This is a genomic window from Micromonospora sp. RL09-050-HVF-A (genome assembly GCF_019374995.1).
GTDB lineage: Bacteria > Actinomycetota > Actinomycetes > Mycobacteriales > Micromonosporaceae > Micromonospora > Micromonospora antibiotica.
In genome coordinates this window covers 4,866,055-4,888,337 of sequence record NZ_JAGKQP010000002.1, presented here as the reverse complement: position 1 = coordinate 4,888,337, position 22,283 = coordinate 4,866,055, and the positions used below count along the sequence as shown (strand labels likewise).

The window sequence follows — 22,283 nt, the reverse complement described above, 5'->3', positions numbered from 1 at the left end:
GGCCCGAACGGCTCACCACTGCGCCCCGGGGTGCGCGCGGTGCAGCACCTGCATCTCGGCCAACAGGAAGGACAGGTGCTCGGTGTGCACGCCGTCGCGGCCACCGCCCGGCGTCCAGCCGGTCGCCGGCCGGGTCAGGGTGGCCTCGGCCAGCACCGGGGAGACCACGGCGTCGAAGTCGCCCCGCAGGGTGGCCGGGTCGACCGGGGCCGCCGGGTCCGCCGTGAACAGCTCGTGGTGGTACGGCCAGAGCTGGTCCACCGCAGCCTGGGCCCGACGGTGCGACTCGTCGGTGCCGTCGCCGAGCCGCTTCACCCACAACGCGGAGTGGTCCAGATGGTAGGCGGACTCCTTGCGGGCCTTGGCCCCGATCGCGGCGAGCCGCTCGTCGGCGCACCCGGCCAGCGCGGTGTAGAGCGGCAGCTGGTAGGCCGCGAGCAGCAACAGCTTCACCATGGTCACCGCGAAGTCGCCGTTGGGCAGCTCGACCAGCAGGCAGTTGCGGAACTCCCGGTCGTCGCGCAGGAACGCCAACGCGTCCTCGTCCCGGCCGGCGCCCTCCAGCTCACCCGCGTACGACAGCAGGAGGCGGGCCGCGCCGAGCTGGTCGAGGGCGATGTTGGCCAGCGCGATGTCCTCCTCCATCTCGGGGGCGCGGGTGGCCCACTCGCCGAGCCGCTGGGCGGCCACCAGCGCGTCGTCGCCGAGGGCGAGGGTGAAGTCGAGAGGACCCTTCACAGGTGGTCCACCCCGTCCGGCACCTCGTAGAAGGTGGGGTGGCGGTAGACCTTGTCGGCGGCCGGGTCGAAGAAGGCGTCCTTCTCGTCGGGGCTGGACGCGGTGATCGCGCCGGCCGGCACCACCCAGATGGAGACGCCCTCCTGCCGGCGGGTGTAGAGGTCCCGGGCGTTGCGCAGGGCCAGCTCGGCGTCGGGGGCGTGCAGGCTGCCGACGTGGGTGTGCGACAACCCACGGCGGGCCCGGACGAAGACCTCCCACAGCGGCGAGGTCACCGGGGTCCGGGGCGGTTCACCGGGCGCGCTCACGCGGCCACCTTCTCCCGCTGCGACTCGGCCCGCTGCTTCGCCGCGTACGCCGTGGCCGCCTCACGGACCCACGCGCCGTCGGCGTGCGCGCGGCGGCGGTGTTCCATCCGCTGCCGGTTGCACGGGCCCTCCCCCTTGATCACCCGCATCAGCTCGTCGTAGTCCGGCTGGGTGAAGTCGTACGCCTGCCGCGTCTCGTTCCAACGCAGGTCGGGGTCGGGGATGGTGAGGCCGAGGATCTCCGCCTGCTGCACGCACATGTCGACGAAGCGTTGCCGCAGCTCGTCGTTGGAGAACCGCTTGATCTTCCAGGCCATGGACTGGGCGGAGTGGGTGGAGTCACCGTCCGGCGGGCCGAACATCGCCAGTGACGGATACCACCAGCGGTCGAGCGCGTCCTGCGCCATCGCCCGCTGTGCCGGGGTGCCGTGCGACAGGGTGTGCAGGATCTCGAAGCCCTGCCGCTGGTGGAAGGACTCCTCCTTGCAGACCCGGATCATCGCCCGCGCGTACGGCCCGTAGGAGCAGCGGCACAGCGGGACCTGGTTGACGATCGCCGCGCCGTCCACCAGCCAGCCGATCGCGCCCACGTCGGCCCAGGTGAGGGTGGGGTAGTTGAAGATCGAGCTGTACTTCTGCCGGCCGTCGAGCAGCAGCTCCACCAGCTCGTCCCGGCTGACGCCCAGGGTCTCGGCGGCGGCGTAGAGGTAGAGGCCGTGACCGGCCTCGTCCTGCACCTTGGCCAGCAGGATGGCCTTGCGTTTGAGGGAGGGGGCCCGGCTGATCCAGTTCCCCTCCGGCTGCATGCCGATGATCTCCGAGTGGGCGTGCTGGGCGATCTGCCGGACCAGGGTCCGACGGTAGGCGTCGGGCATCCAGTCACGCGGTTCGATCTTCTGGTCGGCGTCGATCACGTCGGCGAAGTACGCCGCCGGATCCTCGCCGGGCGCGGCGGCACCCTCCCGACTGCGGGCCGCCGCCTCACGCAGCGCCACCTCGGCGGCCTCGACCTGACCGAGCAGGCCACCGCCGGGCGCGTCCTCCTGCGGGACGAAGTCGTTGCCATACATTCGCCAAGTGTTACAGCTCGCCGCCCATGACACCAGAGGGTGTAACAGGATTTGAGTAAGCCCCTCCGTCACCAGGCGGATGCTCCCGGTCGACACCAGGGCACCCCTGTGACTATGAGTTAGGTCACTGATCAAAGATGAATGCCCCTAACTGCCGCATATCGTGCCTTTATCTCGACTTACCGGCAGTTTGCCGTGCGTCGGATTCTGGCGCGTCGGCTGTCCGGACGTAGACTTCCCCGGTCACCACCGATCGGCTGCCGACGATCGCCACCACGACATAGGCCACCGTCCCCCGGCCTGGCGATCGAGCCGACACCCTCGGAAACAGCCGGCCCCCCCGGCCCTGACATCTGGAGTTCACCCAACTCATGCGATCTCGCGTGATCATGGTGCTCGCCGTCATGGCGGTGCTGCTCGGCGCCGGCCTACTGGTCCCGGCCGCCTACGCCGAACTCTCCGGCGACGACGTGGCAGGCGGCATCGGCGGCGGCGCGGCGGAGAAGGTGCCCGCCCCCGCGCCCACCCCGCCACCGGCCCTCACCCTCGCCGCCGGCCCGGTGGCGGTGGACTTCCAGGGGTCGTTCTTCAGCTGGGCCCTGATGGAGCGCGAGACCGACCAGATCTCCGGTTCCAAGAACATGACCTCGACCAGCTCCACCGAGTCGATGTTCAAGGTCTGGATCGTCTCCGACTACCTGCGCCAGCTCGACAAGCGGACGCCATCGGCGGCGATGAAGAAGAACGCCAGCCTGGCCATCCGGGACAGCAACGACGACGCGGCCAACCGGCTCTACGCGGCGGCCGGTGGGTCGTACCGGGCGCTGGGCAACGGCCAGCCCAGCCCGGTGCTCAAGCGGGCCATCAGCATCTGCGGCCTCACCGACACCAAGCGCGGCAACGTCCCCGGCTACGAGGGTTGGTGGAGTTTCACCCGGATGTCCCCCCGCGACGCCACCCGGCTCGGTGACTGCATCGCCGACGGCCGGGCCGCCGGACCCATCTGGACCAAGTGGGTGCTCAACGAGATGGCTCACGTCCAGGGCAGCGTCACCAAGCAGCAAGCCCGCTCCGGCGGTGGCCGGTGGGGCATCATCGACGGGCTGCCCGCCGCGATCAAGTCGCAGGGCCCGGTCGCCATGAAGAACGGCTGGACCGCCCTCAGCTACGACGCCAACTGGCACGTCAGCTGCCTCGCCGTCACCGACAAGTGGAGCCTCGCCGTGATGATGCGCTACTCGATCAAACAGCCGTTGAGTTACGGCGCGAAGGTGTGCGCCAGCGTCACCACCCAACTGGTCACCCCGCAGCCCGGTGCCGCACTCAAGGTGCCGCAGCCGGTCGGGAAGCTCTGATGGCGGGCAGCCGGCGGAGCAACCGCCGTGGTCGGCACGACAGCCAGCCGGTGAAGCTGATCGCTGTGGCCGCGATCCTGGTCGGCCTGGTGCTGGTGTCGCTGCGGCTGCTGCCCGGCTCGCCGCTGGAATCCACCGCCGCCTCGCACTGGGGTGACTCGTCCGCCGCACCCCGCTCCGACGGGGCAGCCGACCGGCACAACCGCCCCGACCTGCCCACCCCGGCACCGTCCTCGACCCGTTCGCTGACGCCGCTGCCCTTCGCCGACCGGGACCTCGACCTCAACCTCCGGGGCTGGTACGCCTGGAGCGTGCTGGACCGCCGCACCGGCAAGATCATCGGCTCGGACAACATGGGCGAGACCAGCACCACCGCCTCGCTGATCAAGTCGTGGATCGTCGCCGACTACCTACGTCGGGCCGCCGACGCCGGGCAGACCCCGAGCGACGCCAAGCTCGCCGACGCCACCCGGATCATCCGGGACAGCGACAACACCCGGGCCGAGCAGTTCTACAACGGTGTCGGCCGGTCGGCCTCGATCAAGCGGCTGATCTCGATCTGCAAGCTCACCGACAGCAGCGTGTCCGCCGACGGTGGCTGGAGCCGGACCAACCTCTCCCCCCGCGACACCGCCCGCCTCGGCAACTGCCTCGCCGACGGCCGCGCCGCCGGCCCCACGTGGACCAAGTGGCTGCTCAACGAGATGAAGCTGGTCCGGGGCTCGGGCGACTTCGGCATCCGTAAGGCGTTCCCGGCGGCCGAGCAGAAGAAGATCGCCATCAAGAACGGCTGGATCGACCGGACCCGCGAGCAGGAGATGCACATCAACTGCCTGGCCATCGGCGACACCTGGACGATGGGCGTGATGGTCCGCTACCCGATCAACCTGGGCTACGAATACGGCATGAAGAACTGCCAGAAGATCACCGAGGCGCTGCTCCAACCCGCCACCTGACCGGGGCGGTCCGGGGCCGGTGCGCTCAGCCGGCGAAGAACTCCGGGCCGCCGTCGGGCAGGGCGGGGGCCTCGCCGGTCGCCGCCGCCCGACGGGCGAACTCGCGCAGGCCGGCGACCTGCCGCGCGCCCAACGAGAAGTCGAGGGCACGGAAGTACGTGGCCAGCGTCGCCGCGTCGAACGGTTCCCACCGGGCCGCCGCCTCGGCCACCTGGTCCAGCTCGGCCAGGCACAGGTCACGGGACCGCAGGAACGCCTCGTGCACCTCCTTGACCAGGCCCGGGTGGGCGGCGGCGAAGTCCCGGCGGACCGCCCAGACGGCGAAGACCATCGGCAGCCCGGTCCACTCCCGCCATGCCTGCCCGAGGTCGGTCACCGCCAACCCCCGACGGGGCGCCTCGTAGAGGGCGCGTAGCGCCACGTCACCGATGAGCACCCCGGCGTCGGCCTCCAGCAGCATCTGGGTCAGGTCCGGCGGGCAGCGGAAGTACTCCGGGTGGACGCCGTACCGGTCGGCGAGCAGGAGCTGGGCCAGCAGCACCCCGGTACGCGAGGTCGAGCCGAGGGCGACCCGCCCGCCGTCCAGCTCGGCCAGCGGCCGGGTGGAGACCACGTTGACCGAGAGCACCGGCCCGTCGCTGCCCACCGCGAGGTCCGGCAGGAGCAGCAGCTCGTCGGCGTGCCGCAGGTATTCCACCTGGGAGATCGGGCCGATGTCCAGGTCACCGGCGACCAGTGCGGCGCTGAGCCGGTCCGGCGAGTCCTTGTGCAGGTCGACGTCGAGCAGCGCGCCGGAGCGCATCAGCCCCCAGTAGATCGGCAGGCAGTTGAGGAACTGGATGTGCCCGACCCGGGGACGTGCCACGCGCTCAGCCATGACCCGACCGTATCCCCGCCGGTCCGGGGCAGCTCATCGGGAGGCCCGGGGAGTGGTCAACCCCGCACCGTCTCCCCTCGTCGGAGGGCCTGCCCCGACCGGGGGCGGTCCGGCGGCCTCCGACAGCGGCGGCCCGTCCCCGCTCCACGTCGGTGTGCCCGGGCCGGAGCGGGAGTGACGCACCGCCCGGGTGACCACCGGCACGAACGCCAGCACCACCAGCAGGCCGGCGATCCCGGCGGCGGCGATCAGCGGGCGCGGGGGGAGCACCGCCAGCAGCGCGCCGCCGATCAGGTAGCCGGCCATGGAGCCGCCCTGGACCGCCGCGCCGATGACGGCGTACGCGCGGGCGCGCAGCGGCTCGGGCACCCGCCGGGCGGTCAGCACGTTGGCGAAGACGTTGTCACCGCCGTTGGCCGCGCCGCCGATCAGCCAGAGCGGCACCAGCAGCGCCGCCGTCGGGACGGTCGCCGCGAGCACCACGACCAGGCTGCACCCGGCGAGCGTGGCGAGCACCCCGTGGACCAGCGCGCCGTCGTCGGTGAGCCGGCGGGCCACCCGGGCGGCCAGCCAGCTGCCGGGCAGCATGCCGGCCATCCAGGCCGCCCCGACCAGGCCGTAGACGGTGGCCGAGGAGTCAAGCGTCTCCCGGATGAAGAACACCTCGATCACGTTGATGCCGCCGATCGCGGTGATCACCGCCGCCGTGCTGACCACCAGGGCGAGCATCAACGGGTCCGCGCGCAGCCGCCAGGCCGGGGCGGGACCGGTGCCGACGGTCGCGGTCCCCGCCTCCCGGCCGCCCCGCCGGGTGCGCAACGCCAGGCCCGCGCCGACCAGCGCCAGGTAGCTGACGGCATCCAACAGCAGCGGTACGCGGGTGCCGAACTCCCCGACCAGCAGCCCGGCGAGCACCGGCCCGGCGAGTGCGCCGAGCGAGCCGGCGGTCTGGCTGACGGCGCTGGCCCGGGGCAGGTCGCCGGGGCGGACCATCGCCGGCAGCAGCGCCGCCAGGCAGGGCTGGGTGACGGCGAGCCCGCAGGCGAGCAGGGCGACCAGGCCGATGACGACCACCGGTTGCGTGGCGAAGGCGAGCAGGACGCAGATCACCGCCTGGATCGACCCGACGCTGACCAGCAGGGTACGACTGTCGACCCGGTCGGCGAGCCGGCCGGCCAGCGGCGCGCAGAGCACCAGCGGCAGGGTGGCCGCCAGCAGCAGCCCGGAGACGGCCAGGCCGCTCGCCCCGGCGGACTGGAGAGCCAACGCCAGTGCGGTGGCGGCGAGGAAGTCCCCGCAGATGGTGGTGCCGCGGGCGGTGGCGGCGATCCAGACGTCGGACCAGCGCGACGCGTCAGTCGTGAAGGACATACTTCGAAAATAATCCTTCACAACTGTTCGGAGCAACCCCTACCCGTGGCTGATCAACTCCTTGTCATCGATATAGCGGTATTCGACGGCCCTGATACCGCACCATCAGCGACATGGCGACCGTGCCAGGCCGGCGCAGGGGCGAGGCGGGCGGGCCGGGGGCGGGCGGGCCCCTCTAGAGGGGGATCGTGCGGTACTGGGCCGCGACGACGCGGGCGTCGGACGGCGGGTCGGCCAACCGGTTCCGCTGCCGGTACGGCTCGAACAACGCCATCACCGCGTCGTTCAGCCCGGCCAGTTCCTCGGCGGTGAGCAGCAGCAACGAGTCACTGAACAGGGCACCGCGATACCACTCCGCGGGCTCGTCGGCAGCGTGCCGCAGCCACGTCCGCATCCGCTCGGCGTCCCGGGCCGAGTGCGCCTCGACCAGGGCCTGTTCGGCGGCCCGCGCCTCCGGGCCGGCCCCCTGCCCGGCCTCGACCAGCCAGCTCTGGCTGAACGCGCGCCACACCCGTTCCCGCGCGTCACCCCGGCTGGGTGCCTGCTCGACCAGGCCGAACTTCGCCAACGCCCGCAGGTGGTAGCTGGTCGCACTCGGCGACAACCCGGCGATCTCGGCCAATTCGGTGGCCGTCCCGCCCCCCGCACGCGTGCTCAGATGCTCCATGATCGCGATCCGGGCCGGGTGGGCCAGCGCCCGCATCACCTGCGGGTCGCTGATCGTCATCCGGCGCGGCTCGGGGTGCGGCTCGGTCATGACCCCATGATCCCGCCTGTCCGGGACCCCGGCCAGCAACCGGCCGCCACACCGCAGCGGGGAATTAGGTGGAGATGAGGGCTGGACGGCGCGTAGGCTGGTTGACCGCTCGACGGCCGTGGTGAGGTAGCACCGCAGCGGACGTCCCCACGCGCCAAGGACCTGTCCTGGATACGCGGGCGAGCCGATCGAGACCGCCAAAGAGGATCACCGTGCCCGCAACCGACGAACGCGGCAGGACCCACCCCGAACCCACCCGCCTCGAAACGGAACTCAGCGCCGAGCAGGCCCACCTGGAGACCTCCCGACAGGCCCTCCGCCGGATGCGGGAACGCGCCCAGTCGCTCTTCGCCACCGGTGACAAGGTCGCCGGGGACGCGTACACCGCCGAGCAGCTCGGCCGGCACCTGGCCCGGCGGGTCGCCGAACTGGCCGACGACCCGACCACCGCGTTGTTCTTCGGCCGGCTGGACTTCGGCCCCACCGACCCCGAGCACGCCGGCCGGGGCTACCACGTCGGCCGGCGGCACGTCACCGACGAGCGGGGCGAGCCGCTGGTGCTGGACTGGCGGGCCCCGGTGTCCCGCTCGTTCTACCGGGCCAGCGCCCGCGACCCGCAGGGCGTCGCGGTACGACGGCGGTTCGGGTTCAGTGCCGGGGCGCTGACCAGCTTCGAGGACGAGCACCTGGACCGGGGCGAGGAGCTGGGCACCACCAGCCGCATCCTCACCGCCGAGATCGAACGCCCCCGGGTCGGGCCGATGCGCGACATCGTCGCCACCATCCAGCCCGAGCAGGACGAGCTGGTTCGGGCGGACCTGGCCGACTCGATCTGCGTGCAGGGCGCCCCGGGCACCGGCAAGACGGCGGTCGGGCTGCACCGGGCGGCGTACCTGCTCTATCTGCACCGGGAGCGGCTGCGCCGCGCCGGGGTGCTGATCGTCGGCCCGAACCGGGCGTTCCTGTCGTACATCGCGGCGGTGCTGCCCGCCCTCGGCGAGGTCGAGGTGGCCCAGGCCACCGTGGAGGACCTGGTCGCCCGGGTGCCCGTCCGGGCGGTCGACGACCCGGCGGTGGCCGCCCTCAAGCACGACCCCCGGATGGCCGAGGTGCTCCGCCGCGCCGCAGCCGCCCGGATCACCGCCCCCACCGAACCGATCATGGTGTCGGACGGGTCGTTCCGCTGGCGGATCGGACTGGACCCGCTGCACCGGGTGATCGAGGAGACCCGCCGGGAGGGCCTGCCGTACGACACCGGGCGGGAGCGGGTCCGGGCCCGGGTGGTGGGGTTGCTGCAACGCCAGGCCGAGGCCCGCCGGGCCGAGTCGCCGGGGGACGCCTGGCTGCGCCGGATGGGGAAGTCCCGACCGGTGACCGCTTTCCTCGACGCGGTGTGGCCGGCGCTGACCCCGGAGGGGCTGGTGCACTCCCTGCTCGCCGGTCCGGACCTGCTGGCCGCCGCCGCCGACGGCCTGCTCACCCCCGCCGAGCAGGCCCTGTTGCACGGCACGAAGCTCGGCCGGACGCCGAAGGCGACCCGGTGGACCGCCGCCGACACGGTGCTGATCGACGAGGCGGCCGGACTGATCGAACGGGCCGCCGGGTTCGGGCACGTGGTGGTCGACGAGGCGCAGGACCTCTCCCCGATGCAGTGCCGGGCCATCGCCCGACGTAGTGAGCACGGCTCGATCACCCTGCTCGGCGACCTGGCCCAGGGCACCGCGCCGTGGGCCGCCACCGACTGGCGCGAGTCCCTGGCCCACCTGGGCAAACCGGACGCGGTGGTGGTGCCGCTGACCGTGGGTTTCCGGGTGCCCGCCGTGGTGGTCGCGTTCGCCAACCGGCTGCTGCCGGAGTTGGCGGTCGACGTACCCCCGGCGGTGTCGTTGCGGCGTGACGGGGCGCTCGACGTGCGTACCGTGGCCGATCTGGCGGCGGCGACGGTGACCGAGGTGCGCGCGGCGCTCGGGCACGACGGCTCGGTCGGGGTGATCGCCGCCGACGACACGGTGGACGGGCTGCGTGCGGCCCTCGCCGCCGCCGGGGTGCCGACCGCGACCGCCGACGACCCGACGGCCTCGGCGCGGGTCACCGTGGTCCCCGCGACCCTGGTCAAGGGCCTGGAGTACGACCACGTGGTGGTCGTGGAGCCGGCCGCGATCGTGGCCGCCGAGCCGCGCGGCCTGCACCGCCTCTATGTGGCGCTGACCCGGGCCGTGTCCGGGCTGTCGGTGCTGCACACCGCTCCGCTGCCCGGCCCGCTCGCCGAACCACCGACGCCCTGACCCCGACCGGCGGAGCCGACCACGGCCGGTAGCCGACCCCGACCGGCGGCGAGGGTGAGGGCCGCCCGGCCGGGCATCCTCCGCCGTGCCGCCGGTGGCGCTGCCACCGCACCGGGTGGAACAGCCGCTGTCCGGTGGGCGACCCGGCCCACCACCCCTCGACTTTGTGTTTTAAAGTAGTTTGCATGACCCCCGATGACGAAGCCGCCCCGCTCGACGCCGCCGAGGCGATGCGGCTGATCCGCGAGCAGCAGGCCAGCACGGTCCAACGGCTCGAACCCGACCCCCGGGTGCACTACTGGCCCTGGGGATTCGCCTGGCTGATCGGCTTCGGGGTCTACTTCCTGCGGTTCTCCCCCGACGGGCGCACCCTCGTCGACATGCCGGCCTGGCTGCCGCTGACCCTGCTGTTCGTGCTGCTCGCCGCCGCCGCGGTGGTCTTCGGAGTGGGCAGCGCCCGCGCCTACCGGCACGTCGCGGGCGAGTCCGCGCAGCGCGGCAGGTGGTACGGCACGGCCTGGGGCCTCGGGTTCTTCAGCCTGTCCGTGGTGATCGGCCGGGTCACCGACAGCCTGCCGCCCGATCTCGCCGGGCTGCTCTGGTCGGCGCTGTCGGTGGGGCTGACCGGCGCCCTACACATGGCCGGCGGGGCGATCTGGCTCGACCGCACCCTGTTCCGCCTCGGCGTCTGGCTCACCGCCGTCAACATCGTCGGCGTCATCGCCGGCCCCGGCTGGCACGCGCTGGTGGTCTCGGTGGCCGGTGGCGGTGGACTGCTGGTGGCCGGCGCGCTCGCCCGGCGGCGGCACGGATGACCGAACTCGACCCGGTCATCCACGCCCAGGCCCGCCTGCGGGTGGTGGTCACCCTCGCCACCCTGGCCGACGGCGACCGGATCACCTTCCCCCGCCTCCAGGAACTACTCGCGATGACCGCCGGCAACCTCTCCGTCCACCTGCGCAAGCTGGAGGACGCCGGCTACGTCGAGATCGACAAGACCCACCGCGGACGCACCCCGACCACCCTGGTCCGGCTCAGCCGGCGCGGGCGGCGGGCCTTCGAGGAATACACCGAGAACATCCGCGCCCTGCTCGACCCGCCCGACCCCAGGGAGACCCGATGATCCTCGCCCACGCCGACCAGGCCACCCGCCGGTACGGCGACGTCCTCGCCCTCGACCGGGTCGACCTGACCGTCTCCGCCGGAGAACTCGTCGGCCTGCTCGGGCCGAACGGCGCCGGCAAGAGCACCCTGATCAACATGCTGGTCGGGCTGCGCCGGCCCAGCGCCGGCCGGGTCGAACTCTTCGGCGGCGACCCCCGCCAGCCGGCCGCCCGGCGGCAACTCGGCGTCACCCCGCAGGAGACCGGCCTGCCCGGCACCCTCCGGGTCGGCGAGGTGGTCGACTTCGTCGCCGCGCACTTCCCCGACCCGGTGCCCCGGGGCGAACTGCTCGACCGGTTCGGCCTCACCGACCAGGCGAAACGACAGACCGGCGGGCTCTCCGGGGGGCAACGGCGACGGCTCGCCGTCGCACTGGCCTTCGTCGGCCGGCCCCGGCTGGTCGTCCTCGACGAACCCACCACCGGGCTCGACGTCGAGGCCCGGCACACCCTGTGGGAGGCCATCCGGTCGTTCCACGCCGACGGCGGGACGGTGCTGCTGAGCAGCCACTACCTCGAAGAGGTGGAGGCGTTGGCGCAGCGGGTCGTGGTGCTCGGGCAGGGCCGGGTGCTCGCCGACGACACCGTCGGCGCGATCCGCGACATCGTCGGTGTCCGCCGGGTCAGCCTGGCCGCCGACGACCTGCCCGCGCTGCCCGGCGTGGTCGCCACCGAGCACACCGACGGACGTACCCACCTGCTCACCACCGACGCCGACCAACTGGTCCGCGACCTGGTCACCGCCGGGGTGGCGTTCCGTGACCTGGAGGTCCGCCCCACCTCGTTGGAGGAGGCGTTCCTCACCATCACCGCCGCCGGGACCACCGCCGACCCGACCCGGACCACCGCCGACCCGACCGGGACCGGCACCGCCACCAGCGCCGCCGTCGGCGGCCGACCCATTGCCTGAGGAGTCGACGCCGTGCCGCTCACCCTGGTTCACGCCCGCTACCAGCTCCTTGAGATCATCCGCGTCCCCGTCGCCGTGGTGGGCAGCGCCTTCTTCCCCGCCGCCGCGATGCTCTTCTTCGTCGTCCCGTTCGCCGGGGACGACCCGACCGGCGCCACCTACGCCACCGCCGCGATGGTCACCTTCGCGGTGATGAGCGCCAACATCTTCCAGTACGGCATCGGCGTCGCCGAGGACCGCGACCAGCCGTGGAACCCGTACACCCGGACCCTGCCGGCGGGGCCCGGACCCCGCCTGGCCGGGCGGATCCTGGCCGGGCTGGTGCTGACCTACCTGTCGATGCTGCCCGTCGTGATCATCGCGGCGGTCGCCACGGCCGCCCGGGTCACCCCGGTCGGGCTGCTGCTCGGCGCGGTCACCGTCGCGGTCGTGTCGGTGCCGTTCACCCTGCTCGGTCTCGCCATCGGCTACTCGCTGCCGAGCAAGGCGGCGATCGTCGTCGCGCAGGTCATCTTCTTCCCGCTGGCCTTCGGCGGCGGCCTGCTCTCCGCCCCGGGCGACGCGCCCGGCTTCATCCAGGTGGTCGCGCCGTTCCTGCCCACCCGGGGGGCGGTCGAACTGATGTGGGCGGCGGTCGGCGACTGGCGGCCCGACCCGCTCGCCCTGGCCATGCTCGGGGTCTGGATCGTGCTGCTCGCCGCCCTCTCCGGCTGGGCGTACCGGCGCGACGAGGGTCGCCGGTTCAGTTGACCTTTCGCCGGTTCGGCCCGGTGACCGGCGACCGGTGCCACGATGCCGGCAGGGCGTCGCGCCGGCACGCCCCCGCAGCCGAGAGGGGCCGACGTGCGCACCGTCGCCGCGGGCACGCCCTGCTGGACCGACCTGGCGACCCCCGACCTGGACGCCGCCCGGCGGTTCTACCCGGAACTGTTCGGCTGGACCGGCCGGATCACACCGGAACCCGGGCCGGCCGGCTACACCACCTTCCGCCGCGACGGCCGGGCGGTGGCGGGCGCCGGCCCACCGGCCGACCCGGACCAACTGCCGGTCTGGTCGACGTACGTGGCGACCGACGACACCGACCTGGTCACCACCCGGGTCGAGGCGGCCGGCGGGCAGGTGCTGGTCGCCCCGTTCGACGTCCTCGACGCGGGGCGGATGGCGGTCTTCGCCGACCCGGCCGGCGCGGTGTTCAGCGTCTGGCAGCCGATGCGGATGCCCGGCGCGGAGTTGCTCGACGCCCCCGGGGCGATGTGCTGGAACGAACTGGTCAGCCCCGACCCCGAAGGCGCGAAGGTCTTCTACGAACTGGTCTTCGGCTGGCACCCCGAGGAGCAACCCGCCGGTGGGCCCGGCTACACCGGCTGGCGGTGCGGGGCGCGGATCGTGGCCGGGATGCTGCCGACCACAGGCGACGGTGGCGCGCGGCCGGCGTACTGGTCGGTGTTCTTCGCGGTGGCCGACGTGGACGCGACCGCCGCCCGCGCCACCACCCTCGGCGGCACCATCGTCACCCCACCCCGGGACACCCTGCTGGGCCGCCGTGCCGCCCTCCGCGACCCCCAGGGCGCCTACTTCTCCCTGCTTCGCCCCGCCGCCGACACCCCCTGACCAGCCGCCCGACGGCATCCGGACGCCCGCCGGCACCGTCGACCGCGCGGCCCGGCACCGTCGACCCTCAGGTTCGCCGTGGCTCGGGGCGGGTGGGGACCACCAGCGGGCCGTGGTCGCCGGGGATGACCCGGACCCGGGCCCGGTAGTGGTGGGACAGCAACTCCTCGGTGAGCACCTGCTCGGGTGGGCCCGCCGCGACGACCCGGCCGTCGGCGAGCAGCACCATCCGGTCGGCGTACTCACCGGCGACGGAGAGGTCGTGCATGGTGGCCAGCACGGTCAGGCCGTGCGCCCGGCGCAACTGGTCGACCAACTCCAACACCTCCTGCTGGTGGCCGATGTCCAACGCGCTGGTCGGCTCGTCCAGCAACAGCAGGGTGGCGCCCTGGGCGAGCGCCCGGGCCAGGAAGACCCGCTGCCGCTCCCCGCCGGAGAGGGTGGCCAGCTCCCGCCGCTGGAACCCGGTCAGATCCAACCGGTCCAACACGTCGTGCACGGCGGCCAGGTCCGCCGCCGACTCCCGCCCCAACGGCGCGATGTACGGGGTCCGCCCCAGCAGTACGTAGTCGAACACCGACATGCCCGCCGGCACCACCGGGGACTGCGCCACCGTCGCCACCACCCGGGCCCGGTCCCGGCGACGCAACGCGCCGGACGGCGTACCGAACAGCGAGACCGCGCCCGGGGCGGGCAGCAGGCCGCCGACGGCCCGCAGCAGGGTCGACTTGCCGGCACCGTTCGGTCCGATCACGGTGACCCACTCACCCACGGCGACCGTCAGGTCGACGCCGGCCAGGATCACCTCCCCACCGAGCCGCACGTGCAGCCCCCGCACCTCGACCGCCGGACCGCTCACGGGACCGCCTTTCGTTCGCGACTGCGGGGCTCGCAACACCGGCTCACTCCTCGCGCTCACGGGACCGCCTTTCGTTCGCGACTGCGGGGCTCGCAAAACCGGCTCACTCCTCGCGCTCACGGGAAGACCCGGCGGGCGGTGCGCAGGACCAGGACGAAGAACGGGCCGCCGAGCAGGGCGGTCACCACGCCGATGGGGATCTCGGCGGGGGCGGCGGCGGTCCGGGCGACCACGTCGGTCAGCGCCAGGAACGCCCCGCCGAAGAGCATCGACAGCGGCAGGATCACCCGGTAGCTCGACCCGGCCAGCAGCCGTACGGTGTGCGGCACGATGATCCCCACGAAGCCGATCAGGCCGGACGCGGAGACGGCGGCGGCGGTGCCGAGCGAGGCGGCGGCGATCAGCAGGTAGCGGGACCGCTGCGGGTGCAGGCCGAGGCTGGCCGCCTCGTCGTCGCCGACGGAAAGCACGTCGAGTTCCCGCCGGTGCAGCAGCACCACCACGGCGGTCAGCACGAAGTACGGCAGGATCAGCCGGACGTCGCCCCAACCGGCGGTGCCCAGCCGCCCGAGCAGCCAGGAGTAGACCATCTGGATGCTGTCGGAGTGCCGTTGCAGCAGGTACGTCTGCCCGGCGGAGAGGAACGCCGACACCGCCACCCCGGCCAGGATCAGGGTGGCCGGTGACCGGTCCCGCCCGCCGGCCGCCCCGAGCAGGTACGTCAGGGCGACCGCCCCGAGCGAGCCGACGAACGCGGCGAGCGGGATCGTGACGGGCATCCCGGTCAGCGCCCCGCCCGCCCCGACACCGCCCAGCGTGATCACGGCGGTCACCGCGAGCCCCGCGCCGGCCGCCACCCCCAGCAGGTACGGGTCGGCCAGCGGGTTGCGGAACACGCCCTGGTAGCAGCCGCCGGCCAGGGCGAGCAGAGCACCGACGAGCAGGCCGAGCACCACCCGGGGCAGCCGCAGCTCGGTGACGATGGCGATCTCGCGTTCGGTCAGCCCGCTGTCGAGGCGTACCCCCGGCAGCAGGTTGAGCAGTTCGGCGGCGACGCTGCCGGGGGGCAGGCCCACCGGGCCGAGGGACACCCCGGCGACCAGGGCCACCAGCACGGCGAGCACCCCGGCGGCGAGCCAACGCTTACGCAGCCCGGCCGGTCGGGGCGTACCGGCGGCGACCTTCGGGGTGCGGACCCACCCGACGCCGGGCCGTCCACCCGGCGCGGACGCGGACCCGACCGAGCGGGACTCGCGGCCACCGTCCCGACCGCGCCCACCGGTCGGCACATCGGCCCCGGCGGACCCGGCCGGGGAGATTGCGGCGGCGGCCGGGCCGGGTTCGGGCAGGCCGGACGGCCGGGACGCGTCGGGCGTCCCGGCCGGTCCGGGGCCGGTGGGGCGCACGGTCACCGGGGGTGGACCGTCACGCGGGCACCTTGGCGGTGGCGTCGACGATCGACCGGAGCAGGTCGACCACGCGCGGTCCCCAGCGGGAGGCGACGTCGTCGTCGAGCGCGACGACCTGGTTGTTCTTGACGGCGGTGATGCCGGCCCAGCCGCTGCGCGCCTTGACCGTGTCGGCGCTCTGCTGGCAGCACTTCACGTCGGCCAGGAAGACGAAGTCGGGGTTCGCCTTGACGATGACCTCCTGGGAGAGCTGCGGGTAGCCGCCGTTCTTGCCGTCGGCGTCGGAGGCGTCGGCGATGTTCTGCAGCCCGGCCAGCGCGTAGATCGAGCCGATGAAGGTCTTGCTGGTCGCGCTGTACAGCTCCGGCCCCAGCTCGTGGTAGTAGGTCAGCTTGGTGGACCGCTGCGGCAGGTCCTTGGTGAGCTTGCCGATCTCGTCCTTCATCCGGGTGGTCACGTCGGCCGCCTCGGTCGGGTGGCCGGTGAGCGTGCCCAGGTCGGTGAGCTGCCGGTAGGTGTCGTCGAGGGTGGCCGCCGCCGGGGTGAGCAGCACCGGGACCTTCAGCGCGGTGAGCTGGGCGACGATCTTGTTGGTGTCGTTGGCGAGCACCACCAGGTCGGGGTTCTTGCCGGCGATCGCCTCGGCGTTGGGCTGGAAACCGGACAGCTCGCTCTTGGGCGCGTCGGCCGGGTGGTTCGACTGGTCGTCGACGGCGGTGACCTGCTTGCCGGCCCCGATGGCGAACAGCATCTCGGTCGCGGTGGGCGACAGCGAGACGATCTTCTCAGGCCGCTTGTCCAGCGTGAGGTTGCCGACGGTGGCCGGGAAGGCGGCGGCGGAGCTACTGCCGGCGGCGGGGGTGTCGTCGGAGGTCTTCTCGGCGCATGCGCCGAGGGCGAGGGCCGCCACCGCGAGGGTCGCGGCGAACAACCGGGGGGTACGTCGGGACATCGGTCCTCCTGTCGGTCGAGGAGCGTGGTGCTTCGCCGACAGGGCCGCTGGCGTGCCCGTCCGCGAGGCGCCCTTCCTCGAGAGCGCGTGTCGCGACCGACCGCAGGCGACCTGGCTCGTCCCCACACACGACGACGCCGGCCACTCGGGCCGGGCGCCGGGGCGGGTCACCGGCGGGGCCGGGAACCACGGTGGGGCATCTCAGTTGCGGGACAGCGCCGGTTTCGCACCGGCTTCGCTGCGGGTCGATCGGGTGCCACGGTAGCGCACGACCAGCGAAGATCGTCTGGTCGGTGGGGGTGGGTGGGGTCCCGTCGGGGGCTTACGGGACCCCACCCGGAGTCACGTCCGGTGGGTCAGCAGTAGGTGCTCTGCTTGTTGATGACCCGGTAGGGGCAGTCGGCGTACTCCGACAGGAGCAGCACCGCCTCCTTGTTGCGGGAGGTCTGGGCGGGGATCACCTCGTCGGGCGGGTAGAAGCCGCCACCGGCCCCGGACGACCCGGGGTACATCTCGAAGGTGTACGCCCAGATCTTGTGGGTCGCCCACATCCAGTCGAGGCTGTCGCCGTCGGTGATGTAGAGGTCGCTGGACTGCTCGGGGGTGTAGCCGTTGGTGGCCGCCATCCGCTGCCCGAGGGTGGCGAAGGTGTTGTACTGGTCGGCGGTCATCCCACTGGGGGTGTTGGCCGTGGTGTAGCCGAACGGCCAGAGCACCAGCTGCGAGTAGGTGTGCCAGTCGATGTTGGCCTTGATCTGCTGCACCCCGCCGACGACCCGGCTGTTGACGAAGTCCCGCAGCGCCTTGGTCTCCGGCGCGGAGAAGGCGGACGGCCCCCGGTAGGTGCTCGACGACGGCGCACCGGACGAGCCGCCGCAGCAGCCCCAGTTGTAGCCCCAGTTGCGGTTCAGGTCGGTGCCGACCGCCGCCGCGCCGCTGTTGGGCTGCCGGTTCTTGCGCCAGGACCGGTAGGAGCCGGTGGCGATGTCGTACTCGCTGCCGTCCGGGTTGACCGTGGGGACGATCCAGATCTCCCGGGAGTTGACGATGCTGGTGATCCGCGAGTCGGTGCCGTAGCTGTCGGTGAACAGGTTCAGCAGGTAGATCGCCATCTCGACGGTCAGGTGCTCGCGGGCGTGCTGCTGGGAGTTGAACAGGATCTCCGGTTCGGCCTCGTCGGTGCCGACGTTGTCGGAGATCTTCACCGCCATCAGGTCGCGGCCCTCGTACGACCGACCGATGCTGATCTTGCGGGCGATGGCCGGGTGGTCGGCGACCACCTGGTTGACCACTGTGGTCAGCTCGGCGTAGTCGTGGTAGTTCGAGTCGGCCGGGGGGAAGGCGAGGGCACTGGCCCCCTCGGCGGGAGCCGGCGCGGTCTCCCGCTCCAGCCGGAAACCGAGCCGGGTGATCGCGGCTGCCTCGGACCGGGTCGCCGAGACGTACAGCACGCCGTGTTCAGCGGAGTCGATCGCCGCGCCGGTGCGGGCGACGGCGTTGCGGTCGGCGAGGGTACGCGGGCCGAGCACCCGGTATTCGGCGGCGGCGGGCTCGGGCTCCGGGGCCGGGCGCGCGGAGACCGGCCCGGTGGCGACGGCGGTCAGGCCGAGGCCGGCGACGACGGCGAGCGCCAGGCGACGCCGGAAGGGGGAGGTGCGGAAGGCCATGAACATCCTCCTCGGGGTACGGGAGATCCCGTTGTGTGCCCACTTCACCAGGAGTCACATGGTCATATCAATATCCGTGACTGTCTCCAACCATCCCGACCGGATCGTCACATCGGCAATGACTTTCTCGTCTGCAAGCCCTGGCGAAACTTCCTGCCGGGCGGGACAGTGAACGACAACGATTCCCCACCCCGCGGAGTTGCCATGTCCAGCAGAGCCCTGCGCGCGGTCGCCCTGGTCGGCGTCGCCACCCTCACCCTGCTCGCCAGCACCGCACCCGTCCACGCCGCCGGCCCGTCACCCACCGGGACGCCCCCACCCGCCGGGGACCGCCCGCCCCCGGGCGGACACGACGAGCAGATCACCTTCCAGGAGTGGTCCCGGCACCCCGACTGGCGGGCCGGCACCCACCGGGGCACGTACGCCGCACCCGGGCACCGCGCCGGTCTCACCATCGGCCGCCCGGCCGGCACCACAGAGTTCACCGACCCGCACACCGGCACCACCCGCACCTGGGAGTACGCCACCTGGACCTCGCCACCCACCCCGATCGGCTTCGACGCCACCGAACTGGTCGCCTCCTGGAACGCCGACACCCCCACCGGCACCTGGCTTCAGGTCGAACTCCAGGGCACCTACACCACCGGCGACCACACCCCGTGGTACGTCATGGCCCGCTGGGCCTCCGGTGACCGCGACATCGCCCGCGCCACCCTGGACGGTCAGGGCGACCCCTGGTCCAGCGTGTGGACCGACACCTTCGCCATCGACGACGCCGCCGCCGGGGTGCTGCTGCGGTCGTACCAACTGCGGCTCACCCTCTACCGCGCGCCCGGCCAGGTCGCCTCGCCCCGGGTCCGGATGCTCGGCGCGATGAGTTCGCACGTGCCGGACCGGTTCACCGTCACCCCGAGCCGGGGCCACATCGCCTGGGGCACCGAACTGCCCGTGCCGGCCCGCTCCCAGATGATCCACCGGGGCAGCTACCCCGAGTGGGGCGGCGGCGGTCAGGTCTGGTGCAGCCCGACGTCCACCACGATGGTGCTGGAGCACTACGGCAAGCTGCCGTCGGCGGCCGACCTGTCCTGGATAGACCCCGACCACCCCGACCCGCAGGTCGTCCACGCCGCCCGGATGACCTGGGACAACGAGTACGAAGGCGCGGGCAACTGGCCGTTCAACACCGCGTACGCGGCCAGCTTCCCCGGCATCGAGGCCCGGGTCACCCGGCTGCACTCCCTCGACGAGGCGGAACGGTTCATCCGGGCCGGCATCCCCGTGGTCACCTCGCAGTCCTTCCTCGACACCGAGCTGGACGGGTCGAACTACGGCACCTCCGGCCACCTCTTCGTGATCGTCGGCTTCACCGCCGACGGCGACGTGATCGTCAACGACCCGGCGTCGGCGTCCAACGCCGAGGTCCGCAACGTCTACCGACGCGACCAGTTCGAGCAGATCTGGCTACGCACCAAGCGCTACCGGGCGAACGGCACGGTGGCCGGTGGGTCGGGCGGCATCGCCTACCTGATCAAGCCGATCGACCGCCCATGGCCGGTGGTCCCGGGCTCGACCAACTGGTGACCCGGCTCAAGATCCACTCTCGGGAGCCGAAGTAGCGGTATCGCCAGGCAGCGATACCGCTCTTGAGTCAACCTGGAGTGGATCACGCCCGGTAGGACGCGATGCGTCGCTGGTGCCTGGCGATCAAGAGGTTTGCGTCAGGTTGAAGATCGAAGTTGGCGCAAACCTCTTGATCACCAGGGCGGGGGCCGGAGAGGGCGCGGGGCGTGTCCGCGGGGGGCGGGGCGTGTCCGCGGGGCGGGCGGGGATCAGGGGCGCGGGGCGTCCCCGCCGGGGTGGTCGTCGCCGGCCAGGGCGGAGCGGAGCCGCTCCTTCTCCGCGCGTCGCCGCTCGGCGGCGGCGGCCACCTCCTCGGCCATCTGGTCCCGCCAGCCCCGGAGCAGGAAGAACGACGCGGCGGCGGAAAAGATCAACGCCACCATCAGCTTCAGGAAGAGGTTCATCCCGACCGGCCACAACGCCGCCACGACCACCAGGAACAGCCCGATCCGGGCCAGCGTGTACTTCACCGCCGCGCTCACCGGACCATCCTCATCCGCGACCGCAGGGCTCGCACACCCCGCTCGCTGCTCGCGCCCACGTTGCCCACTCCTTGATTCTGCGTCGGAACGCCCGGCTGCTGCGTCGGGAGGCCCGCAGCCGGGTGGTTCAGCCCGTCCGTCGGGCCAGCCAGTGCACGCCCTGGAACCAGAGCACCGCGTACCCGACGGTGAACGCGAGCGCGGCCAACCCGCCGGTGAACAGCGGCGCGAGCCCGGCGGCCAGGCCCGCCACCAGCAGCCCGGCGACCACCGCGACCACCGCGGCGAACAGGGCCGCCACCACCCGGGCCGCGCCGAAGTCCCAGGCCCGGAATTCGTCCCAGAACAGCCAGACCGGCAGGATCACCGCGAGCCAGCCGTTGGTACGGCCGAAGTCGCCCGCGCCGGCCACGGCGAACGCCCAGTCGAAGAGCACCAGCGCCAGCACGCCGATCACCCAACCGGCCAGGCTCACCCCGAGCAGGTCACCCAGGGTGAGGATGCGTCCCTCGGTGTCGCGGCGGGGAAACCCGCTGCGCTGCTGCGCGGTCGGCTGCTGTCCGGTCATGGTGTGACGAGCATACGGCCGGGTCAGGCCCAGACCTGCTGCGGCTCGGCACGCCGGGACGCCAACGCGGGTGCCCGGTCGTACTCGCGGACCACGTTGTAGCGGGTGTCCCGCTCGACCGGCTGGAAGCCGGCGTCCCAGATCAGGTGCAGCAGGTCGTCGCGGTGCATGGTGTTCGGGGTGCCGTACGAGTCGGCGTCGTGGGTGATCTTGTATTCGACGACCGAGCCGTCCAGGTCGTCCACGCCGAAGTTGAGCGAGAGCTGGGCCACCGACAGGCCGTGCATCACCCAGAAGTTCTTCACGTGCGGGACGTTGTCGAACAACAACCGGGACACCGCGAACGTCTTGAGCGACTCGGCCGGCGAGGCCATCGTGGTGCGCGCCTGGATCCGGTTACGGATCTTGCCGTCCGCCGAGTCGACGAAGTCGTGCTGGTAGCGCAGCGGGATGAAGACCGCGAACCCGCCGGTCTCGTCCTGCAACTCACGCAACCGCAGCACGTGGTCGACCCGGTGCCGGGGCTCCTCGATGTGGCCGTAGAGCATCGTCGCCGGGGTCTTCATGCCCTTGGCGTGGGCCAACGCGTGGATCCGGGACCAGTCCTCCCAGTGGCAGGCGTGGTCGACGATGTGCTGGCGGACCTCCCAGTCGAAGATCTCCGCGCCGCCGCCGGTCAACGACTCCAGGCCGGCGTCCATCAGCTCGTCGAGGATCTCGTCGGCCGACAGGCCACTGATCTTCTCGAACCACTGCACCTCGGTCGCGGTGAAACACTTGAGCTTGACGTTGGGCAGCGCCGCCTTCAGCTCCCGCAGCACCTTCGGGTAGTAGCGCCAGGGCAACGTGGGGTGCAGGCCGTTGACGATGTGCAACTCGGTGAGCTGCTCGTCCTCCATCTCCTTGGCCTTGCGGACCGCCTCCTCGATACGCATCGTGTACGCGTCCTTCTCGCCCGGCTTGCGCTGGAACGAGCAGTACGCACACGAGGCGGAACAGACGTTCGTCAGGTTGAGGTGCCGGTTGACGTTGAACATCACCCGTTCGCCGTTCAACTCCGTACGCCGGTGGTGGGCCAGCCGGCCCAACCAGGTCAGGTCGTCGCTCTCATAGAGGGCGATCCCGTCCGAGCGGGTCAGTCGCTCCCCCGCGTACACCTTCGCTTCGAGCTCACGCTTGAGTCCGGCGTCCATCGAAAAGCCACGTCCCTTCCACCTGCGGTCGGATCGAGCCTACGTCGGACGAGCGACAGGTCGGCAGGACGGGCACCGCCAGCGACCTACCTCACCCGTACTCCCAGGGTTCTCCAAGCTGCTCACGCATCG

21 protein-coding genes and 1 pseudogene are annotated in these 22,283 nt (G+C 72.4%); 9 read left to right on the top strand and 13 right to left on the bottom strand.

Annotated elements, in window-relative coordinates:
* Window positions 1-12: 12 nt before the first annotated feature.
* Genes paaC through paaA form a run of 3 tightly spaced genes read right to left on the bottom strand, consistent with a single transcriptional unit; the run spans window position 13 to window position 2,116 of the window.
* On the bottom strand, window positions 13-738 hold the full coding sequence (gene paaC, locus J7462_RS21615) for a 1,2-phenylacetyl-CoA epoxidase subunit PaaC (protein WP_219465849.1): 726 nt from the start codon (window positions 736-738) through the stop codon (window positions 13-15).
* Complete coding sequence (paaB, locus tag J7462_RS21610) at window positions 735-1,046, bottom strand: 1,2-phenylacetyl-CoA epoxidase subunit PaaB (RefSeq protein ID WP_219465848.1); 312 nt, start codon at window positions 1,044-1,046, stop codon at window positions 735-737. Before paaB ends, paaC begins: the two co-directional genes overlap by 4 nt.
* Window positions 1,043-2,116 carry a 1,2-phenylacetyl-CoA epoxidase subunit PaaA gene (gene paaA / locus J7462_RS21605; protein WP_219465842.1) on the bottom strand — a complete coding sequence of 358 codons (1,074 nt, stop codon included), beginning with the start codon at window positions 2,114-2,116 and terminating at the stop codon, window positions 1,043-1,045. Before paaA ends, paaB begins: the two co-directional genes overlap by 4 nt.
* Window positions 2,117-2,487: 371 nt before the next feature.
* Here paaA and J7462_RS21600 point away from each other — a divergent pair, with 371 nt between their 5' ends.
* Window positions 2,488-3,471, top strand: a complete 984-nt coding sequence (locus J7462_RS21600; RefSeq protein WP_219465841.1) for a hypothetical protein — start codon at window positions 2,488-2,490, stop codon at window positions 3,469-3,471.
* On the top strand, window positions 3,471-4,427 hold the full coding sequence (locus J7462_RS21595) for a class A beta-lactamase-related serine hydrolase (RefSeq protein ID WP_219465840.1): 957 nt from the start codon (window positions 3,471-3,473) through the stop codon (window positions 4,425-4,427). The genes J7462_RS21600 and J7462_RS21595 overlap by 1 nt, the downstream gene beginning before the upstream one ends.
* Window positions 4,428-4,452: 25 nt before the next feature.
* On the opposite strand, the gene J7462_RS21590 is transcribed toward J7462_RS21595, so the two are convergent.
* The 3 genes from J7462_RS21590 to J7462_RS21580 form a co-directional block, all read right to left on the bottom strand.
* Window positions 4,453-5,304 carry a menaquinone biosynthetic enzyme MqnA/MqnD family protein gene (locus J7462_RS21590; protein WP_219465839.1) on the bottom strand — a complete coding sequence of 284 codons (852 nt, stop codon included), beginning with the start codon at window positions 5,302-5,304 and terminating at the stop codon, window positions 4,453-4,455.
* A 33-nt stretch (window positions 5,305-5,337) separates the two neighbouring features.
* Window positions 5,338-6,675 (bottom strand): MFS transporter, encoded by a 1,338-nt coding sequence (locus tag J7462_RS21585; protein WP_219465837.1) that lies wholly within the window; start codon window positions 6,673-6,675, stop codon window positions 5,338-5,340.
* A gap of 175 nt (window positions 6,676-6,850) precedes the next feature.
* Window positions 6,851-7,432 carry a helix-turn-helix transcriptional regulator gene (locus J7462_RS21580; protein WP_219465835.1) on the bottom strand — a complete coding sequence of 194 codons (582 nt, stop codon included), beginning with the start codon at window positions 7,430-7,432 and terminating at the stop codon, window positions 6,851-6,853.
* Between the two features lie 212 nt (window positions 7,433-7,644).
* Between J7462_RS21580 and J7462_RS21575 the strand changes: the two genes are divergently transcribed.
* From J7462_RS21575 to J7462_RS21550, 6 genes are all read left to right on the top strand, one after another.
* A complete protein-coding gene (locus tag J7462_RS21575) occupies window positions 7,645-9,717 on the top strand; it encodes an AAA family ATPase (protein WP_219465834.1) in 2,073 nt (690 codons plus the stop codon).
* A 185-nt stretch (window positions 9,718-9,902) separates the two neighbouring features.
* Window positions 9,903-10,532 (top strand): transporter, encoded by a 630-nt coding sequence (locus J7462_RS21570; RefSeq protein WP_208565493.1) that lies wholly within the window; start codon window positions 9,903-9,905, stop codon window positions 10,530-10,532.
* A complete protein-coding gene (locus tag J7462_RS21565) occupies window positions 10,529-10,840 on the top strand; it encodes a transcriptional regulator (RefSeq protein ID WP_219465831.1) in 312 nt (103 codons plus the stop codon). The genes J7462_RS21570 and J7462_RS21565 overlap by 4 nt, the downstream gene beginning before the upstream one ends.
* Window positions 10,837-11,790 carry an ABC transporter ATP-binding protein gene (locus J7462_RS21560; protein WP_219465830.1) on the top strand — a complete coding sequence of 318 codons (954 nt, stop codon included), beginning with the start codon at window positions 10,837-10,839 and terminating at the stop codon, window positions 11,788-11,790. Before J7462_RS21565 ends, J7462_RS21560 begins: the two co-directional genes overlap by 4 nt.
* A gap of 12 nt (window positions 11,791-11,802) precedes the next feature.
* The gene (locus J7462_RS21555; RefSeq protein ID WP_219465826.1) at window positions 11,803-12,540 is read left to right on the top strand and encodes an ABC transporter permease; all 738 of its coding nucleotides are present in this window, start codon (window positions 11,803-11,805) and stop codon (window positions 12,538-12,540) included.
* Window positions 12,541-12,633: 93 nt separating this feature from the next.
* Window positions 12,634-13,401, top strand: a complete 768-nt coding sequence (locus J7462_RS21550; protein ID WP_219465825.1) for a VOC family protein — start codon at window positions 12,634-12,636, stop codon at window positions 13,399-13,401.
* Between the two features lie 67 nt (window positions 13,402-13,468).
* Here the strand turns inward: J7462_RS21550 and J7462_RS21545 are convergent, their stop codons facing one another.
* The 4 genes and pseudogenes from J7462_RS21545 to J7462_RS21530 all read right to left on the bottom strand — a co-directional run.
* Window positions 13,469-14,260, bottom strand: coding sequence for an ABC transporter ATP-binding protein (locus J7462_RS21545; protein WP_219465824.1), 792 nt, complete (start codon window positions 14,258-14,260; stop codon window positions 13,469-13,471).
* A gap of 116 nt (window positions 14,261-14,376) precedes the next feature.
* Window positions 14,377-15,411: an iron ABC transporter permease gene (locus tag J7462_RS21540; protein WP_219470593.1), complete on the bottom strand. Its 1,035-nt coding sequence runs from the start codon at window positions 15,409-15,411 to the stop codon at window positions 14,377-14,379.
* Between the two features lie 274 nt (window positions 15,412-15,685).
* Window positions 15,686-16,621 (bottom strand): ABC transporter substrate-binding protein, encoded by a 936-nt coding sequence (locus J7462_RS21535; protein ID WP_219465823.1) that lies wholly within the window; start codon window positions 16,619-16,621, stop codon window positions 15,686-15,688.
* Window positions 16,622-16,980: 359 nt separating this feature from the next.
* Window positions 16,981-18,288 (bottom strand): annotated as a pseudogene (locus J7462_RS21530) (M14 family metallopeptidase); the annotation flags it as partial.
* A gap of 204 nt (window positions 18,289-18,492) precedes the next feature.
* Between J7462_RS21530 and J7462_RS21525 the strand changes: the two are divergent.
* Window positions 18,493-19,869: a C39 family peptidase gene (locus J7462_RS21525; protein WP_219465822.1), complete on the top strand. Its 1,377-nt coding sequence runs from the start codon at window positions 18,493-18,495 to the stop codon at window positions 19,867-19,869.
* Between the two features lie 248 nt (window positions 19,870-20,117).
* Here the strand turns inward: J7462_RS21525 and J7462_RS21520 are convergent, their stop codons facing one another.
* The 3 genes from J7462_RS21520 to mqnE all read right to left on the bottom strand — a co-directional run bounded on the left by J7462_RS21520 (window position 20,118) and on the right by mqnE (window position 22,151).
* Entirely contained in the window at window positions 20,118-20,390 is a 273-nt protein-coding gene (locus J7462_RS21520; RefSeq protein ID WP_204958639.1) for a DUF4229 domain-containing protein, read from the bottom strand.
* Window positions 20,391-20,517: 127 nt separating this feature from the next.
* Complete coding sequence (locus tag J7462_RS21515; RefSeq protein WP_219465820.1) at window positions 20,518-20,958, bottom strand: hypothetical protein; 441 nt, start codon at window positions 20,956-20,958, stop codon at window positions 20,518-20,520.
* Between the two features lie 23 nt (window positions 20,959-20,981).
* A complete protein-coding gene (mqnE, locus tag J7462_RS21510; protein WP_219465818.1) occupies window positions 20,982-22,151 on the bottom strand; it encodes an aminofutalosine synthase MqnE in 1,170 nt (389 codons plus the stop codon).
* Window positions 22,152-22,283: the final 132 nt, after the last annotated feature.

Excerpts from the sequence above, each read along its gene's own strand:
- paaA (WP_219465842.1), bottom strand. The coding sequence starts at position 2,116 with ATGTATGGCAACGACTTCGTCCCGCAGGAGGACGCGCCCGGCGGTGGC.
- J7462_RS21600 (WP_219465841.1), top strand. The coding sequence starts at position 2,488 with ATGCGATCTCGCGTGATCATGGTGCTCGCCGTCATGGCGGTGCTGCTC.
- J7462_RS21595 (WP_219465840.1), top strand. The coding sequence starts at position 3,471 with ATGGCGGGCAGCCGGCGGAGCAACCGCCGTGGTCGGCACGACAGCCAG.
- J7462_RS21590 (WP_219465839.1), bottom strand. The coding sequence starts at position 5,304 with ATGGCTGAGCGCGTGGCACGTCCCCGGGTCGGGCACATCCAGTTCCTC.
- J7462_RS21585 (WP_219465837.1), bottom strand. The coding sequence starts at position 6,675 with ATGTCCTTCACGACTGACGCGTCGCGCTGGTCCGACGTCTGGATCGCC.
- J7462_RS21580 (WP_219465835.1), bottom strand. The coding sequence starts at position 7,432 with ATGACCGAGCCGCACCCCGAGCCGCGCCGGATGACGATCAGCGACCCG.
- J7462_RS21570 (WP_208565493.1), top strand. The coding sequence starts at position 9,903 with ATGACCCCCGATGACGAAGCCGCCCCGCTCGACGCCGCCGAGGCGATG.
- J7462_RS21565 (WP_219465831.1), top strand. The coding sequence starts at position 10,529 with ATGACCGAACTCGACCCGGTCATCCACGCCCAGGCCCGCCTGCGGGTG.
- J7462_RS21560 (WP_219465830.1), top strand. The coding sequence starts at position 10,837 with ATGATCCTCGCCCACGCCGACCAGGCCACCCGCCGGTACGGCGACGTC.
- J7462_RS21535 (WP_219465823.1), bottom strand. The coding sequence starts at position 16,621 with ATGTCCCGACGTACCCCCCGGTTGTTCGCCGCGACCCTCGCGGTGGCG.
- J7462_RS21525 (WP_219465822.1), top strand. The coding sequence starts at position 18,493 with ATGTCCAGCAGAGCCCTGCGCGCGGTCGCCCTGGTCGGCGTCGCCACC.
- J7462_RS21515 (WP_219465820.1), bottom strand. The coding sequence starts at position 20,958 with ATGACCGGACAGCAGCCGACCGCGCAGCAGCGCAGCGGGTTTCCCCGC.
- mqnE (WP_219465818.1), bottom strand. The coding sequence starts at position 22,151 with ATGGACGCCGGACTCAAGCGTGAGCTCGAAGCGAAGGTGTACGCGGGG.